15 protein-coding genes are annotated in these 16,451 nt (G+C 47.9%); 11 read left to right on the top strand and 4 right to left on the bottom strand.

What is annotated here, in order from left to right:
- Nucleotides 1-41: 41 nt before the first annotated feature.
- The 4 genes from J0X21_RS12255 to J0X21_RS12240 form a co-directional block, all read right to left on the bottom strand.
- Nucleotides 42-710: an ABC-2 transporter permease gene (locus J0X21_RS12255; protein WP_206812497.1), complete on the bottom strand. Its 669-nt coding sequence runs from the start codon at nucleotides 708-710 to the stop codon at nucleotides 42-44.
- On the bottom strand, nucleotides 691-1,578 hold the full coding sequence (locus J0X21_RS12250; RefSeq protein ID WP_206812496.1) for an ABC transporter ATP-binding protein: 888 nt from the start codon (nucleotides 1,576-1,578) through the stop codon (nucleotides 691-693). Before J0X21_RS12250 ends, J0X21_RS12255 begins: the two co-directional genes overlap by 20 nt.
- A gap of 41 nt (nucleotides 1,579-1,619) precedes the next feature.
- Nucleotides 1,620-1,991: a GntR family transcriptional regulator gene (locus J0X21_RS12245; RefSeq protein ID WP_206812495.1), complete on the bottom strand. Its 372-nt coding sequence runs from the start codon at nucleotides 1,989-1,991 to the stop codon at nucleotides 1,620-1,622.
- 204 nt (nucleotides 1,992-2,195) lie between these two features.
- The gene (locus J0X21_RS12240; protein WP_206812494.1) at nucleotides 2,196-4,298 is read right to left on the bottom strand and encodes a sigma-54 interaction domain-containing protein; all 2,103 of its coding nucleotides are present in this window, start codon (nucleotides 4,296-4,298) and stop codon (nucleotides 2,196-2,198) included.
- Between the two features lie 179 nt (nucleotides 4,299-4,477).
- On the opposite strand from J0X21_RS12240, the gene J0X21_RS12235 reads away from it, so the two are divergent.
- The 11 genes from J0X21_RS12235 to speB all read left to right on the top strand — a co-directional run bounded on the left by J0X21_RS12235 (nucleotide 4,478) and on the right by speB (nucleotide 16,393).
- Nucleotides 4,478-5,833, top strand: a complete 1,356-nt coding sequence (locus J0X21_RS12235; RefSeq protein ID WP_206812493.1) for a putrescine aminotransferase — start codon at nucleotides 4,478-4,480, stop codon at nucleotides 5,831-5,833.
- 104 nt (nucleotides 5,834-5,937) lie between these two features.
- Nucleotides 5,938-7,329: an APC family permease gene (locus tag J0X21_RS12230; RefSeq protein WP_206812492.1), complete on the top strand. Its 1,392-nt coding sequence runs from the start codon at nucleotides 5,938-5,940 to the stop codon at nucleotides 7,327-7,329.
- Between the two features lie 13 nt (nucleotides 7,330-7,342).
- Complete coding sequence (locus J0X21_RS12225) at nucleotides 7,343-8,143, top strand: carbon-nitrogen hydrolase family protein (RefSeq protein ID WP_206812491.1); 801 nt, start codon at nucleotides 7,343-7,345, stop codon at nucleotides 8,141-8,143.
- A 29-nt stretch (nucleotides 8,144-8,172) separates the two neighbouring features.
- Complete coding sequence (aguB, locus tag J0X21_RS12220) at nucleotides 8,173-9,048, top strand: N-carbamoylputrescine amidase (RefSeq protein ID WP_206812490.1); 876 nt, start codon at nucleotides 8,173-8,175, stop codon at nucleotides 9,046-9,048.
- 81 nt (nucleotides 9,049-9,129) lie between these two features.
- Nucleotides 9,130-10,515, top strand: coding sequence for an amidohydrolase family protein (locus J0X21_RS12215; protein ID WP_206812489.1), 1,386 nt, complete (start codon nucleotides 9,130-9,132; stop codon nucleotides 10,513-10,515).
- Nucleotides 10,516-10,557: 42 nt separating this feature from the next.
- Entirely contained in the window at nucleotides 10,558-10,953 is a 396-nt protein-coding gene (locus J0X21_RS12210; protein WP_206812488.1) for a 4Fe-4S dicluster domain-containing protein, read from the top strand.
- A 1-nt stretch (nucleotide 10,954) separates the two neighbouring features.
- Nucleotides 10,955-12,718, top strand: a complete 1,764-nt coding sequence (locus tag J0X21_RS12205; protein WP_206812487.1) for an aldehyde ferredoxin oxidoreductase family protein — start codon at nucleotides 10,955-10,957, stop codon at nucleotides 12,716-12,718.
- A gap of 154 nt (nucleotides 12,719-12,872) precedes the next feature.
- A complete protein-coding gene (locus J0X21_RS12200) occupies nucleotides 12,873-13,088 on the top strand; it encodes a DUF350 domain-containing protein (RefSeq protein ID WP_206812486.1) in 216 nt (71 codons plus the stop codon).
- A 508-nt stretch (nucleotides 13,089-13,596) separates the two neighbouring features.
- A complete protein-coding gene (locus tag J0X21_RS12195; protein WP_206812485.1) occupies nucleotides 13,597-13,914 on the top strand; it encodes a hypothetical protein in 318 nt (105 codons plus the stop codon).
- A gap of 258 nt (nucleotides 13,915-14,172) precedes the next feature.
- Complete coding sequence (locus tag J0X21_RS12190; RefSeq protein ID WP_206812484.1) at nucleotides 14,173-15,447, top strand: glycosyltransferase family 2 protein; 1,275 nt, start codon at nucleotides 14,173-14,175, stop codon at nucleotides 15,445-15,447.
- Nucleotides 15,448-15,511: 64 nt separating this feature from the next.
- Nucleotides 15,512-16,393 carry an agmatinase gene (gene speB, locus J0X21_RS12185; RefSeq protein WP_206812483.1) on the top strand — a complete coding sequence of 294 codons (882 nt, stop codon included), beginning with the start codon at nucleotides 15,512-15,514 and terminating at the stop codon, nucleotides 16,391-16,393.
- Nucleotides 16,394-16,451: the final 58 nt, after the last annotated feature.

Raw genomic sequence — 16,451 nt, 5'->3', positions numbered from 1 at the left:
TATGAACTTTCATTCTGAATTCTGACTTTTGACTCCTTCGCCTAAAACTCCCTTGTGGAATAAAAGCGCAGGGATAACAGGTATGACAGTCCCAAAAGCGCCAGGCCCCCGATCAGCATGATCAGAGCGAGGCTGTATTCCGTTTGCCCGGAAAGCCATTGAATGATGCGCTCAATGCTATGCGGCAGAGAATAATTGCCAAGGCGCTTGGCGATGCTGAGGACTATTCCCCGGCTGAAGAAAAAGGCGAGGAAGATAATCATGCCGTAGATGTTGGATTTGGGATACCCAAACTTAAAATACACCGGATAAAACAAGGCGCTCATGAGAATTGCGGCAATCACGACTCCGACCACATTGCTTAGAGTAAGCGGGTAAACGTGAAACGGGATTCCGGCTATCTCTACTATAACATAAGCAAAGAGATAAGACACAAGCCCCAAGGCGGTATATAAAAAGATAGTCAGATATTTTGCGCCTACAATGGTTTTTCTGGTTAAAGGAAGGCTGTTCAAAATAATTTCCGATTTGTTCTTGTCATCGCGCAGGCAGGCCTGAAGCATGAGCAGGTAGGAGATGGCGACGGTGGAAGCGGTTAGAGCGGCATCCGGGACATTCTGAAAACCGAAAATCATGATAAAACCGTAAATCAGGACGAAAGCCAGAACTTTCTTCACATTCATGAGGTCCTTAAGAATGAGCGTAGCCATGATTTTCCCCCCTCACTGTATAGAGCATAATGTCTTCTAAGGTCGGCTTCTCGACCAGGGCCCGTTCTTGGAACGTTCTGCGGGCCAGAGACTTATCCGCGACTAGTCCTTCAAAACCGAATTGGTTGGTTTTCAAGCCCACAAACAATTTTTCGGCTTCCCGGTCCAAAAGGTTTTTATCCCCTTTCACAACTCCGTACTGTTCCAGAATGTCATCCTTGGCAGCACTGAAGACAAGCTTCCCTTCATTGATAAAGGTAATATAGTCTGCGATTTTGTCCAAATCGGTTGTGATATGGGTCGAGAATAAGACGGATTTTTCCTCATCCTGAATCAGATCGGCCAGAATCTCAAGCAACTCGGCACGCACGATGGGGTCGAGCCCCCCTGTGGGTTCATCCATGATCAGAAGATCGGCCTGATGGGAGAGGGCGACGGCCAGGGAAAATTTCATTTTCATGCCTTTGGACAGTTCTTTAATTTTAATTTTGGAGAACATGCCAAACGTTTTAAGGTATTGGTCAAAAGCGGCTTGATTCCAGCGACTGTAAAAAGGAGCGATGATTTTCTCCATCGAGGCAATGGTCAGTTCTTCATAAAAATAATTCTCGTCAAAGACAAACCCAATCCGGTCCTTGATTTGTTTTTCCGCTTGCAGGTGATCGAGGCCGAAAATCTTGATGTTTCCTTCATCTTTTTTCAGCAGATTGAGGATGAGCTTGATGGTGGTGCTTTTGCCTGCCCCGTTGGGTCCGATGAAGCCCATGATATAGCCTTTGGGAACATTGAAGCTTAGGTGTTTAAGGGAAAAAGTATTAAAGTTTTTGGATAAGCCATTGATTTCGAGGACATTTCGGCTTTCAAACATTTTGTTCTTGAAGCCTCCCTTCAAAAATGAAACAATAATAATTATTCTTCGTACATTAGGTCCAGCATATGGCGGAGTTCATGAGGGCTGAGTCCGATTCTGCGGGCAGCCTCCACAGCCTCGGCCAGTTTCTCCTTGACCAGGCGCAGGCGGGTTTCCCGCAGCAGCTCCTGATTTTGGGCGGCGACAAATGAACCTTTGCCGGGTACTGTATGGATATACCCATCGCGCTCCAGCTCTTCATAAGCCCTTTTGGTCGTGATTACGCTGATCTGCAAATCTTTGGCGAGAGTTCTGATCGAGGGCAGGGCGTCTCCCGCCGCCAGCTCTCCTCGAACCATCGCGTTCTTCAACTGGGTTATGATCTGCTGGTAAATAGGTTCTTGCGAAGCATTGGATATGATCATGTTCATGTGCGCATGCCAATCCTCCTTTGACAACAAAGTCCATACTGTATATATACAATATATACAGTATGGACTTTGTTGTCAATCGCTAAATATGTGTCACGTTTTGAAAAACTTAAGCATGCAAGCTCTTAAAGTTGATAAGCCGGTTTCCTATTCTGACTCCTGACTCCTCGTAACTTAAAACTTATCACAGGGCTTCTGCTACCCTTACTTCTGTTGGGCCAAGATCTGGCGGTACTTGCGGCTGACGGTGGCTTGGCTTACGCCCAACGCCTTGGCTGCTTTGGTGGTGGACTGGTATTGTTTCATGGCGAGTGTGACCAGTTCTTCCTCGATTTGCGCAAAAGCCTGCTGCAGCGGAATAACCTGGGTGAATCTGCTTCCGGTTTTACCGGAGACGGTGGCAGTGTCTGAGCGCATCAGGATTTTTTCAATGGCACCGGCATCGATGACTTCCCCGTCGTTTTTAATGGCGACACGCTGGATCAGGTTCTGCAGTTCGCGTACATTTCCGGGAAAAGGATAAGCTTCGAGCAGGTCAAGGGCCGAGTTGGATAAGCGCAGATTGCGCTGGTAGGTTTGATTGAACTGGGTCAGGAAAGAGTTGGCCAGGAGCGCGATATCTTCCTTGCGCTCCCGTAAGGGCGGGACTTCAATCGGAAAGACATTAATGCGGTAGTACAGGTCTTCCCGGAACTTCCCTTGGGCTACCAGTTCCGCCAGATTCTTATTGGTGGCGGCAATGATCTGAATGTCAAATTTAACCGGGGCGGTGGCGCCGACAGGGTAGACTTCGCGTTCCTGGATGGCACGCAGGAGTTTTCCCTGAATGAGTAAAGGAAGTTCCGAGATTTCATCGAGGAAGAGGCAGCTCCGGTGGGCCTTGACAATCAGGCCGGTTTTTCCCTGCTGGTTCGCTCCGGAAAAGGCGCCGCGTTCATAACCGAAGAGTTCGCTTTCCATAAGGGATTCCGGAATGGCAGCGCAGTTAATTTTGATAAACGGCTGCTCAGAGCGGTCGCTCAAGGAGTGAATGGTATTGGCGATGATTTCTTTGCCAACGCCGGACTCTCCGTGCAGGAGTACAGTGGCTGAAAACTGGGCCACCCTTTCTACCTCGCGCATGACTTCATGCATGAGGGGGCTGGCATATAACGGCAGGGTGCCCTGGGCTTGCGTGACCCGCTCCCGCAGCTGCTCCAGCTCCTGGCGGTAGCTTTCACTTTCTTGCCGGGTTTGTTCCAGTTCCCGTTTGAGGCGGGCCATTTCCGTAAGATCGCGCGAGGCGACGACGATGCGTTCCAAGCCCCCGGCAGCGTCAAAAATCGGGTTGCCGACAACAAGCAGGGGAGAGTCTCCTTCATTTTGCATGCGGGAGACTTTTTGCTCTTTCTTTTGAACCTCGCGAATCACTTTAGGAATTAAATCATTCACCTTTTTTAAGCGTAAAATCTGCTGGCCGATCAAGGACTGTGGGGGACGTTTCCATTGGGATGCGATATAATGGTCGCTGGCGCGCAGGAGCTTGCCCCTGGCATCAACGACAATAATTTCATCGTAAATGGTGGAGAAGATGGCCTCCAGATCCTGGTTCAGCTGTTTGACGGAGTCAAGTTCCATGGCCATGGCTTCGAGGGAAGGCAAATCCTGAAGCACCAGGGCAAAGCCGGTGACGACCTGGTACATGACTAAGGGCACGAAATCGACCAGGACTGCCGCCGGACTTAGAGGAGTTGTTATCACCTGATTCAGGAGCGAGTTCTGCGTGCGGTAGACGTACTGAAAGTTATTTAAACCCAGAACTTCGTGCATGCGCAGCCGGGGTAGATCAGAATGGTTAATGCGCAGCATCCGCAAAGCTTCCGCGTTGCTATTCACCACCGCATAACTCAGATCAACGATCATGAGGCCACGCGGAATGGAAGCAAACAAGCTGCGCAGCCAGGCCAACTCGCTGCTCGTACCCGTGGATACCATAGTCAGGAGGAAATCTTCCCGCACGATGTATTTTAGCTGGCCCTCATACTGTACGAGCGTAACCAGTTCAGCCAGCACATCGAGCGCGCGCGAGGTCAGGTCATTGAATGGCACAGGAGTTAAAGGAACATCAGTAACAACTTTGGCCATAATTGTTCCTAAGTCCGGATCGGGACTTAACAGCAAGTCAAAGCTTTTGAGCGCATAGATTTTGTCCTCATGGTGCACGAACACGAAGGGGTGTTCCTCAGTCTTAGTTTGCTCCGCGATTGCCGCCAAGGCCGCGTGATCTCCAATGAATATCGGATCGCGCAAAAATGTCCTTAAATCCATGTCCCCCGCTCCTTTTATGCATGCATGAATAGGCAATACACAGATGTATAACTTAATGAATTCAATATAGCACAATGTTCCGACAGTTTCAATAATTCCAAGCTTTCCGATATTGGCATAGAAATTGCTTTAATGTGTATTATACAGCGAATAAATGCTAAATCCGAAGGAGGGTTACAGTGAAGAGTTACGATGAGATCTACCGGTATACGCAAAAAGTCTTGGACCTTATTGAAAAACCGGGGATCAACCAGGAGGAGGTTGAATGGGTCAAACAAGAAACTTTAACGGGTTTTCGGGAGTATGTTAATCCGGGTTTCTTGGAATACCGCAAGTCGGTTACCCTGGGCGCCTTGGATGCGGCGGTTGAGTGGTCTGACGCCGGGCCGAACAGTTTTCGCGACATAAATGGAAAGGAATATATTGACTGCCTTGGCGGGTTCGGCATTTACAACGTTGGGCACCGTCACCCCAAGGTCATGAAGGCTGTAACAGACCAGCTTAACCGTCAGGCTTTGCACAGCCAGGACTTGCTCGACCCGCTGCGGGCTATGTTAATGCGGATTCTGGCAGAACTCACTCCAGGGGATTTAAAGTATTCCTTTTTAGTCAATAGCGGAACGGAATCTGTTGAGGCTGCGCTGAAGCTTGCGCGGGCTTATAATCCGAAAAAGCCCACGATCATCGCTGCAACCAAGGCCTTTCACGGCAAGAGCTACGGCTCTCTGGCCGGGACAGCCAAGGGAGTCTTCCGGCGGCCCTTTATGCCGATGCTGCCGGGGGTTCGCCACGTAGCGTTCAATGACCTTGATATGCTGCGCAAAACCATGCAGGCCTGTAAAATGGTTGGTGAGGACGTGGGGGCAGTTCTGCTGGAACCCATCCAAGGGGAAGGCGGAGTCAATATTCCGGATGACAATTATTTGCCCGGCGTGCGCCAGCTGTGCGACGAGTACGGGGCGCTGCTGATTTTCGATGAAGTCCAGACCGGAATGGGACGTACCGGAAAAATGTTCTGCTCTGAACATTATGATATCGCACCGGACATTTTGTGTCTTGCCAAGTCTTTTGGAGGCGGGATAATGCCCGCCGGGGCAACAGTAGCCACGGAAAAAGTCTTCTCAGTCTTATTTGAAAATCCATTCCTCCACACCACAACTTTTGGCGGAAATCCACTGGCGTGCGCAGCAGCCATTGCCAATATTAACGTTCTTATAGAAGAGAAGCTCCCTGAGCGGGCCGCATCTATGGGTGAATACATGCTCAAGGGTTTAAGGGAAGCGGCTAAGGGACATGTAGACAAGATTGTGGACGTGCGCGGCAAAGGTTTGCTCATGGCCATGGAGTTTGTGGATGACAATATTGGGTTCCAAGTCTCAAAGCACATGTTTGACAACGGGGTCTTGGTCTCAGGCACCTTGGTTAATGCGCAGGTCATCCGGGTTGAGCCGCCGCTCACCATTAGCCAAGAGGAAGCGGATAAAGTCTTCGATACTCTGGCTTTGGCCTTGGAGAAGGTAAAGCAGGGCAAATAAGCGGAGGACGTGAAGTCACTGAAAGCGGGGGCGTAATCCCCCGCATATACCCGCCCAGAAAGCCTGCGAAAAAATTATAATAATTAAAGGGGGATGGTAAAAGTATGTCAATTAATGCCGGGAATGCTCATCTTGAACAATTAGGATACAAACAAGACTTAAAAAGGGTGCTTCCACTTAGTTCTCTTATCTATTACGGGCTGGCTTATCTTGTTCCATTGACAATATTCACAACATACGGACTCGTAAATAACATGACCCATGGCATGCTTTCACTGACTTATCTGGTAGCAACCATAGCCATGACCTTTACCGCGTTAAGTTACGGGCATATGGTCAAGGCCTATCCAGTAGCCGGTTCGGTCTATACTTATGTGCACAGGTCCATAAGCCCCCATTTAGGATTTTTGTCGGGCTGGACAATCCTAATCGACTATATGCTGATACCCATGCTAAACTACTTGGTTGCAGCCCTTTTTATTCAAGAGGCTATTCCCGGCTTACCTACCTGGGCTTGGATTTTAATTTTTATTGCGATTGTAACTACGGTTAATTATTTTGGCATTAGATTAACCACTTGGGTTAATAGCGGCATCATCTGGATCCAGATCATATTCATTGTTGCATTGCTGATATTCATATTTAGATATTTAGCGGTCGGTGGTGGAGCCGGTACCTTCTTTGACTGGAGTGCTTTCTTCAATGCCACTGAATTTAATCAACCAGGTATGGGTTGGGGAATCATATTCTCCGGCGCAGCCATTCTTGCGCTCTCCTTCCTGGGATTTGATGCAGTGTCAACGGTATCGGAGGAGGCTATTAATCCTGAAAAAAATGTGGGCCGGGCAATTATTATTACTTGTGTCGGAGCCGGTATCGTGTTTATTCTGGTTACTTATTTTACGCAATTGGCATGGCCGACTGCCTGGAGCGAAATTAAGAACGTAGATACCGGGGCTTATGAAATCATTAACAAGGTTGCGGGTTCTTTTATGGGTTACTTTTTTACCGGGGCGTATGTAGTGGGCTGTCTGGCATCAGCTATGGCCTCCCAGGCATCTGCCTCTCGGATCTTGTACGGAATGGGCCGTGACGGAATTTTACCCAGAAGGTTTTTCTCTTATTTGCATCCGAAACACAAGACTCCGACAAATAATATTTTCTTGATTGCTGTGATTAGCTTGAGTGCCGTGTTTTTTAGCCTGGCTACAGCAGCCTCGTTAGTCAATTTCGGGGCTTTGCTGGGGTTTGTAATGGTGAATATTTCGGTAATTGTGCATTACTTTATAAAAAATAAACGGCGTTCAGGAACGGATATATTTAAATACCTTGTCGGTCCGGTCCTCGGCGCCTTGATTTGCTTTAGCATCTGGTACAACCTGGATATCAGTTCCAAAGAGTTGGGGCTTATCTGGGTAATTCTTGGTATCGTTGTTTTGGCTGTCAGAACTAATTTCTTTAGAAAGTTACCGCCGGAAATGAAGTTGGAGGAATAGAGGTGAAATCTTTATGAAACTAAGGTTTGGCTTGGTTCAAGATTCACCGGTTCTTGGTGACATTGAAGCTACATTTAGGAAAATCGAAGACTATACTGTCAGGGCAGGTAAAAACGGGCTCGCCCTAGATCTGATTGTTTATCCTGAACTGTTTATTACAGGTTACCTTCCTGAATTGTGGGAGAAGAAACCTACCCCAGAGGATGAAAAGATATGGCTGGAGCGCTTGGTAAGCTTTGCACAGCGGGAAAGAGTGGGGATTTTATGCGGACATCCCTCTTTTCGTGCAGAAAAGCTTTATAATGCGGCCTCGTTGATCACCGGAGATGGGGTAATAGGCACGTACGCAAAAGTCCATCTGTTTGGCAGAGAATCGGAGTTATTTACTCCAGGCGACATTTTTCCGGTATGGAATACTCCTTGGGGCAAAATATCGGTTCAGGTTTGTTTTGACCTTGAGTTTCCTGAAGGGGCAAGAATCGCCGCGCTTGAGGGCGCAGAGATTCTGCTCTTACCCACCAACAATATGGCTCCTTATGCCCGCTTTCATGAGGTTTATGCCATGGCGCGGGCAATGGAAAACGGAATCTTTGTTGTCTATGCAAACAGGACAGGATTAGAAAAGGATCTTGATTTTTGCGGAGGTTCATGTGTTGCCCATCCGAACGGTCAATGGCTGTTAGAGCCCCAGCGCGCCCCCGGTCTTTATGTATCTGATTTGGACACAGGCGAAAAGAAGGTTTTAGATCCAGCCTTGGATTATTTAAAACTACGAAAACCCGAATTGTACGGTGCAATACGAAGTTTCATTTAGAATTTTGATAAGAGAAGGAAGGAACGTCTGTGCGCAAAGTAATTGTAGCTGCAACGCAAATGAGTTGCTCCTGGGGGGTAGAAGAAAATATCCGGAAAGCAGAAAAGCTGGTGAGAGAGGCGGCGCTCAAGGGAGCCCAAATTATTCTAATTCAGGAATTGTTTCAGACTCCTTACTTCTGCCAGCAAGAGAAAAGCGAGTATTACAAGTTTGCCTCCGAACTTGAGAGCTCTGAAGCTATTCAGCGTTTTCAAAAGCTAGCCGCAGAGTTACAAGTCGTACTGCCTATAAGTTTTTATGAAAAGAATAACAATGCCAGATATAATGCGGTTGCTGTGATTGATGCAGATGGCAAGATTTTGGGTATATATCGCAAGAGCCATATTCCCGATGGACCCGGCTATGAAGAAAAATTCTACTTTAATCCGGGGGATACCGGTTTCAAAGTATGGAACACGCGTTATGCGAAAATAGGCGTTGGCATCTGTTGGGATCAATGGTATCCAGAAGCGGCGCGGTGTATGGTGCTTCAGGGAGCTGAAATATTATTCTATCCGACTGCCATCGGTTCAGAACCGCATGATCCCTCGATCAATTCAAAAGAACACTGGCAAATTACCCAGCAAGGCCACGCAGCAGCCAACTTAGTACCTTTACTGGCTTCTAATCGGGTCGGAACAGAAACCATTGACGACTCGACCATTACTTTCTATGGTTCCTCCTTTATTGCCGGACCTCAAGGCGATAAAGTAGTGGAAGCAGATTCTTCTGAAGAAACAGTATTAGTGGCTGAGTTTGATTTAGATCTGATTGAAACGAAAAGAATCGAATGGGGCATTTTTAGAGATCGGAGACCGGATCTGTACAAACCAATCTTGACATATGATGGATTTACCCAAAGATAATAAAGCCTGCACTGTTTACCTAAATTCTAACTTATGCTTCAGGATACCTAAGATAAATTAAGTTGGAAAGAAGGTTTTAGCTTGAGTGAATTTGATCTGGTGATAAAAAACGGGACATTGGTAGACCCTGAAAGGAACCAAATGACTGTAGGTCATATTGGGATTAATGATGGAAAAATTGCGGCTATTACAAGGGATGACATACACGGGAAAAAAGAAATTGACGCAGGATTGAATATTGTTACCCCCGGATTCATAGATATCCACGCTCATATCGATGGCTATTTATATTCCGCTCAGTGTGCGGTTCTTCAGGGAATAACCACTTCAGTCGGCGGTAATTGCGGCTTCGGTGTCTTTAACTTGGAACATTTTTTTGCGGAATTAGGGTCTCGCAAATTTCCGCTTAATCAGGCTATGATGATAGGGCATACAACCCTCAGGCAAGAAGTGGGGGCAACGGATCCTTATAAGGCAGCCTCAAAGGAACAAGTTAAGAAGATGATGGCACTATTAGAAGCTGCTTTTGCCCAAGGCGCCATTGGCCTGTCTTTTGGCCTGGAGTATTCCCCGGGGGCTTCTATTGAGGAAGTGTTAGCTCTCAGTCATATTGCGGCTAAGAATGACAAACTTGTTGCTGTCCATACGCGCACAGACTCTTGGGCTGGGATTGGCGCTGTCAAGGAGGTTGTACGGATTGCAGAATTGACTGGCGCACGGGTTCAGGTATCCCACTTAGTGTATCAAGTCGGTATGGGCATGATGAAGGAAGCCCTTGAGGTACTGAATGATGCAGTTGAAAAAGGTCTTGACATAGGCGCAGACAGCGGAATGTACCATGCCTTTGGTACATTTATCGGATCAGCTGTCTACAACGAAGGTTGCCTTGAAAAGTGGGGCTGTGATTTCAACCATCTGTTTGTAGCAACCGGAAAATATGCCGGACAGCGTTGTACCAGGGAAATCTACGACGAATTACGGGCTAACTATAAAGATGATGTGGTGGTGGCTTTTGCCTGCAAGGAAGCAGAAGTGTATGAAGCCTTATTACCGGAATATGTCATGGTTTCTACCGATGGTGCGGTAGGATCACCAACGCCCGGTACGGGGCATCCCCAAGACGTAGGGACATACCCGAGGTTCTTTCAAAAAATGGTCAGAGAGCAAGGAGCCTTATCTTTGCTGGAAGCCGTGAAAAAATGCACGCTGCTGCCGGCAAACAGACTTGGTTTATACACTAAGGGTCGCTTAAAAACAGGTTGTGATGCCGATATTGTTATTTTCAACCTTAACACAATTTCAGACAGGGCCAATTACCCCGGAATTGGGCAACCCGACTTAACACCGGAAGGCATAGACTATGTCGTGGTCAACGGTGAAGTTGTAGTGGAAAATGAAAAACTGCAAGATAGTATTCTCCCGGGAAAACCAATACGGGATGAATTGAAACGTTGGAGCTGGGGCTGATTCCAAATGCATAAAAATTTTCGGCAAGGGAGGAATGTCTTTGTGGCCTTAAAATTGGATAGTGAAAACTGTATCGGCTGCCGTTTGTGCCAGCTGGGTTGTTCCGCGGCTAAAGAAGGGGTGTTTAATCCGGAACTGGCGCGCTTAAGGATCGTGTCGGTGTACGACCGGTCCGGGCTCAATATCAAGAGTGCAGTCTGCACCCTCTGCCTGGCATGTGTAGCTGCCTGTCCGTCCGGGGCCATCTCGTACGAAAATGATAGGCTGTCCTTCCGGGAAAAGGAGTGTACGGATTGCGGGCTCTGTCTTGAGGCCTGCCCCGAAGGGATCATCAAAGCGCGGGATCACGGGGTTGCAGTCTGTGACCTGTGTAAAGGTGCACCCGAATGTGTCCAGTGGTGCCCGCACAATGCCTTAACCAATGGGGAGGTGGGCTAAGATGAGCTATCAAGGGAAGGTTCTCCGGGTAAACCTTGCAACCGGCGCTCACACGATTGAGCCGCTTCATGAGAAGTGGGCCCGTGATTATTTCGGCGGCAAGGGACTTGGTATCAAGTATCTCTATGAAGAACTTGCACCCGGGGTTGATCCGCTGTCTCCAGAAAATAAGCTGATCCTGATGACCGGCCCGTTTACCGGGACGGTTGTGCCCGTCTCCGGCAAGCTCGGGATTATCACCAAATCCCCGGCAACCGGGACGATTCTGGACTGCTCCATTGGCGGCCATTTCGCCGGGGAACTGAAGTTCGCAGGGTATGATGCGGTTATATTAGAAGGAAAAGCGCCGGCACCGTCTTTTCTTTATATTGAAGATGGGTTGGTTGAGGTGCGGGATGCCGCTGACCTCTGGGGTCAGGGGGCTCAGGATGCGGAATTGGCTTTAAGGGCCAAACTCAGTGAAGAGATTAAAGTCCTGGCCATCGGGCCGGCGGGAGAAAACTTGGTCACCATGTCCTGCATCACATCCGAGTTATACAGGCAGGCGGCCCGCGGCGGGGTTGGAGCGGTCATGGGAAGCAAAAACCTGAAAGCAGTGGCTGTGCGCGGGAACGGCAGCGTCACCGTGCCGGATATCCATAAGTTCACGGCCTTGGTCAAAGATTTCATGCGCACGGATACCCTTACGGATACCAACCTCTGGGCTTTTACAGACGGCACTCCCATGCTGGTGGATCTATCCCAGAATACGGGCATTTTGCCCACGCTCAATTTTCAGCAGGGAACTTTCGCAGCTTTTGAAAACATCAATTCCGATTCCTTAAAGAACGTACGGGCTGGGAAAAAAGGCTGTTTAAGCTGTGCCTTGGGCTGCGGCAACTACTCCAAGACAGGCCGGGCCTCGGTCGAGGGGCCTGAATACGAAACCCTGGCCATCGGCGGCTCCAACTGCGGCATCGAGGATTTGGAGGCTATCATCAAGTTCAATGACTTATGTGATAATTACGGGATTGATACGATATCGGCGGGCAATGTGACCGCGTTTGCCATGGAGCTGACTGAAAAAGGGATCAAGGACTTCGGCCTCAGATTCGGGGATAGCGAAGGGTATTTGCATGTACCGAAATTAATCGCTCACAAGGACGGAATCGGCGCGGATTTAGCCCTCGGGGTCAAAAAATTAGCGCAGAAATACGGCGGCAGTGAGTTTGCCATGCATGTCAAAGGCTTGGAGTTCCCAGGGTATGAACCGCGGGGCTCCTGGGGCATGGGGCTTGCTTACGCTACCTCCGACCGGGGCGCTTGCCATATGCGGGCGTGGCCGGTGGCAGAGGAAGCGTATGGGGAGAGGGATCCCTTTACGATTGAGGGCAAGGCCCAATTGGTTATGGATCTGCAGCATTACAATGCCGTTAAGTTTTCCCTGATTCTGTGTGATTTCTGGGCCCTATCCCTGGAGACCATGGCCCAAATGCTGTCCGCAGTGCTGGGAAGAGAAATCAGGGAAGAGGATTTAAGCCGGGCAGGGGAACGGATCGTAAATCTAGCCAGGCAGTTCAATGTCCGGGAGGGCTTTAGCAAGAAGGAAGACAATCTCCCGGAACGGATTTTCAAGGAAACGCTGAAAACCGGGGCCACAGCCGGCAAGCTGCTGCCCCGGGAGGAATTCGAGCGGATGCTCAAGGAGTATTATGAGCTGCGCGGTTGGGATGAAAACGGCAGCCCGTCTGCGCAAACCTTGGCCAAACTGGGGATTACGGGATAAAGTAATTTATTGCTTCTTAGATATAGGCCCTGTTCGCTGCGAGTAAAGAACAGGGCCTATGTTTTGATCTACATAAGGCTTGAATAATGAGCCGGCTTATGGAATAATAAATCATATAGGAAATCAATGGTAGTTGGAGGGAGTTGTGTTAGATATGTCGTTAGCTGCTATCTTAGGAAATTTGGGCCTAAGCATTTTATTCGGAGTAGTAGGAATTCTGATCCTGGCGGTAGGGTACTTACTTTTTGATAAACTGATTCCCTTGGATTTTAATAAGGAGTTGGAGAAAAACAACAGTGCGGTGGCGATTGTAATTGCCGGCTTACTCATAGGGATTGCCATCATTGTGTCACAGGTGGTAGCTGCCTAGAATCGGCTCGCCTAGAAAGAAAATGCTTAAGCCAAGTGGCTTAAGCACAAAGAAGGTACCGAAGTTTCTCAACCAATCAGAAAGTATAATTTTTGGGTGGCACAAGTGCAACTAAACAAGTGCGTTAGTCGTTCACGGACTAACGGGCTTCCGCCTTCGCTAAAGCAACAAGTGCGTTAGTCCCACCGGGACTAACGTGGCGCAAGCCGAGTTTTCTTTGCAGGAATAAAGTGTTGGATGAGTTCAGCGAATCGTTGTTTGCAAGTGGCATGCAGGTTTACATTTGATCTGCATGTTTTTCTTTTTCGTGCTGGAGTGCGTCATACTGAAAACGGAATTTCTGGTTGCAAAACGCACAATGCACGAATTTGCCGTCTTCACTCATTTTTGGCATGACTATCTACCCCCTTGGCTCTAGTTATAGACAAATTCGTTAAAGTTAATACATCAGTGCGGCGAAATTCTGTCTGGCACCTTCCGCACATAAACTATCAAGAGGTGAGGTTTTATGTTGAGGAAGATCTTTCAGGATTTGGCGGTAGAATTTTATTGGTTAAAAAGGGATTTATTACGCCGCTGGCCTTTGGATACTCCGGTTGGAGTCGTGGGCATAATAGCTTTAATATCCGGGATTGTTTTTATGATCATGATTTGGCAGGGGCTGGCCGCAGTCTTCCGCAACCTTATCCCTTGGGTAGCGGGTTCACAAGTCGGTAAGGTTTATTGGTCTTCCGTTGCCTTTAGCTTAAAAGCCAGTTTTGTGTTTCTCATATTCTGTACTTCTTTGATTGTTTTTATCATAGTCAAGCTGACGTCTAAACGTTAGGTTTCAACTTTCTGATTCGTTAATTTTCCTTAATTTTTCCTTAACTTTTAGCAAGAATTATTATTTTATCATTTTGATCATGATAATATTAGCCCAATAGTTCTAACGGGCTATTTGACTCATACATATAGAGGGGACAACCTTGGGTAAAAAGGCGGACAACTCTTCCGCCAACTCGTGGCTAATTTTGGAATTGTTTCTTGCACTCTGGAAATTGCTATGATAGAATTTTAACGGTTAAAGGGGAGGTTTGAGAACGTGGATTCGTTTTCGGGATTAACCGGCACCGATTTTTTTAATGTCATAATGGTTCCCACTCAAGTTGTGATTATCTTTTTTACATTTTATTATTTCGTGCTTTCTATGTTCGGCCTTTACCGCAAACGGGAAAATAAGATTTTAATCCCGGAAAAATCATTTGCGGTGGTTGTGGCCGCCCATAACGAGGAACAGGTCATCGGACCTTTGGTCGAAAACCTGTTTCAGATGGATTATCCCAGGGAACTGTTTGACGTCTTTGTGGTGGCGGACAATTGTACGGATAGAACAGCCCTTATCGCCCGCAGGGCCGGGGCTTATGTCCATCAGCGCTTTAACAATGTCAAAAAAGGCAAAGGCTATGCCTTGGAATGGATGTTTAACAGGCTCTTTCAAATGGAGCGCCAATATGACGCCGTCATTATCTTTGATGCGGACAACCTGGTGAAAGAAAACTTCTTAATCGAGATGAACTCCAAACTATGTCAGGGGGATAAAATCGTTCAGTGTTATCTGGATTCCAAAAATCCTTTTGACACCTGGGTTACTAACACCTTTTCGATCGCATTCTGGCTGTCCAACCGCCTGCTGCAGCTTTCCCGCTATAACTTAGGGCTGTCCAACGTTTTGGGCGGAACCGGGATGTGTATTTCAACGGATGTCTTAAAACAAATGGGCTGGGGGGCTACCTCCCTTACGGAAGACCTGGAATTCAGCATGAAGGCTCTTTCCCACGGGATCAAAACAACCTGGGCCCATGATGCGGTTGTGTATGATGAGAAGCCGCTGACGTTCGCCCAATCCTGGCGCCAGCGCAAACGCTGGGCCCAAGGCCAGGTGGATGTAGCCGGGCGTTATCTTATTCCTCTGGTTATTAAAGGAATACGCGAACGAAAAATTATGTATATCGATGCTGCCGTTCACCTGTTCCAACCGGCTCTGGTCATGATTGCAACTTTCTTTATGCTGACGAATCTTGTTTCTGCTTTTCTTCCGGAATACGCTCAGATTTTCTCGATGGTCATGCCCTGGACCGGCTGGCAGATTCTATCCGCAATTCAATATGTTTACCCTGTTGCCGCGTTGGCCTTAGACAGATTGCCTTGGCGGTCCTACCTCGGTTTAATCTTATATCCGATCTTTATCTATAGCTGGATTCCGATTGTCTTCTTAGGATTCTTGAACCGGAAGGACAAAGAATGGTCCCATACCAAGCATACGCGCTCGATCAGCTATGAAGACGTTATACGGGAGAAGAGAGTATCTACCAACTAGCCTGAGCGTAAATTAGAGGAGGAAGGCCGTGCCTTCCTCCTGATATTCTAATGGGAGAGAACCGATGGCACAAAAAGATCTGATGAAACTTATCGACAAGCCGGGGTTATTCATGGGCGCAGTAGCTTCTTACGAGGAAGCGGATGCGGTGATTTTGGGAATTCCGATGGATTTTACGGTGAGCTTTCGCCCCGGGACCCGCCTTGGTCCTTTAAGCATTCGCAATGTCTCGATTGGAATCGAAGAATACAGTGTCTATCAGGATAAAGATTTGGCCGATTATTCTTATTGTGATCTGGGCGATTTGGCTCTTCCTTTCGGGAATGTCCCAAAGTCCTTGGACATCATTGAAAGCGCAGCGCGTCTGATCCTTGACGATGGTAAGTTCCCTATTTTCCTTGGCGGGGAACACCTGGTGAGTTATCCGTTGATTAAGCCTTTCGCTGAGAAATACCCTGAATTGTGTGTAGTTCATTTCGATGCCCATGCCGATTTGCGTGAAGATTATCTCGGGGAAATCAATTCCCATGCCACCGTGATGCGTAAAGTGGCGGAGATGTTAAAGCCTAAACATGTATATCAATTCGGCATTCGCTCAGGCACCAGGGAAGAGTTCCTCTATGCCAAGGAGCATACCCATCTCGTCATCGAGGATGTGCTGGAACCGCTTCAGCGCGTGCTTCCCGAATTAAAGGGCAAACCGGTCTATGTAAGTCTTGATATTGATGTGGTGGATCCGGCCTTTGCTCCAGGAACCGGAACTCAGGAAGCGGGAGGAGCGAGCTCACGGGAGATATTAAAAGCAGTTCACGCTTTGTCCGAGCTTAAGGTTGTGGGGTTCGATTTGGTAGAAGTGTCACCCGCGCTTGACAGCAGTGAAAGAACTGCGCTATTAGCGGCAAAATTGGTGCGTGAAGTTATTTTAGGTTTTGTTGCAAACAAATAATTAAAAAACGCAAAAATCACTAAAATTTGGATTAATTATCCCGTAAAAAGCCTTTGAC

This window comes from Paradesulfitobacterium ferrireducens (assembly GCF_017310645.1).
GTDB lineage: Bacteria > Bacillota > Desulfitobacteriia > Desulfitobacteriales > Desulfitobacteriaceae > Paradesulfitobacterium > Paradesulfitobacterium ferrireducens.
This window is presented reverse-complemented; position numbering and strand designations above follow the sequence as displayed.

Bases quoted from the DNA above. Each gene is read 5' to 3' on its own strand.
- J0X21_RS12230 (WP_206812492.1), top strand. From the start codon at position 5,938: ATGTCAATTAATGCCGGGAATGCTCATCTTGAACAATTAGGATACAAA.
- speB (WP_206812483.1), top strand. From the start codon at position 15,512: ATGGCACAAAAAGATCTGATGAAACTTATCGACAAGCCGGGGTTATTC.
- J0X21_RS12225 (WP_206812491.1), top strand. From the start codon at position 7,343: ATGAAACTAAGGTTTGGCTTGGTTCAAGATTCACCGGTTCTTGGTGAC.
- J0X21_RS12255 (WP_206812497.1), bottom strand. From the start codon at position 710: ATGGCTACGCTCATTCTTAAGGACCTCATGAATGTGAAGAAAGTTCTG.
- J0X21_RS12195 (WP_206812485.1), top strand. From the start codon at position 13,597: ATGTTGAGGAAGATCTTTCAGGATTTGGCGGTAGAATTTTATTGGTTA.
- J0X21_RS12200 (WP_206812486.1), top strand. From the start codon at position 12,873: ATGTCGTTAGCTGCTATCTTAGGAAATTTGGGCCTAAGCATTTTATTC.
- J0X21_RS12205 (WP_206812487.1), top strand. From the start codon at position 10,955: ATGAGCTATCAAGGGAAGGTTCTCCGGGTAAACCTTGCAACCGGCGCT.
- J0X21_RS12240 (WP_206812494.1), bottom strand. From the start codon at position 4,298: ATGGATTTAAGGACATTTTTGCGCGATCCGATATTCATTGGAGATCAC.
- J0X21_RS12250 (WP_206812496.1), bottom strand. From the start codon at position 1,578: ATGTTTGAAAGCCGAAATGTCCTCGAAATCAATGGCTTATCCAAAAAC.
- J0X21_RS12245 (WP_206812495.1), bottom strand. From the start codon at position 1,991: ATGAACATGATCATATCCAATGCTTCGCAAGAACCTATTTACCAGCAG.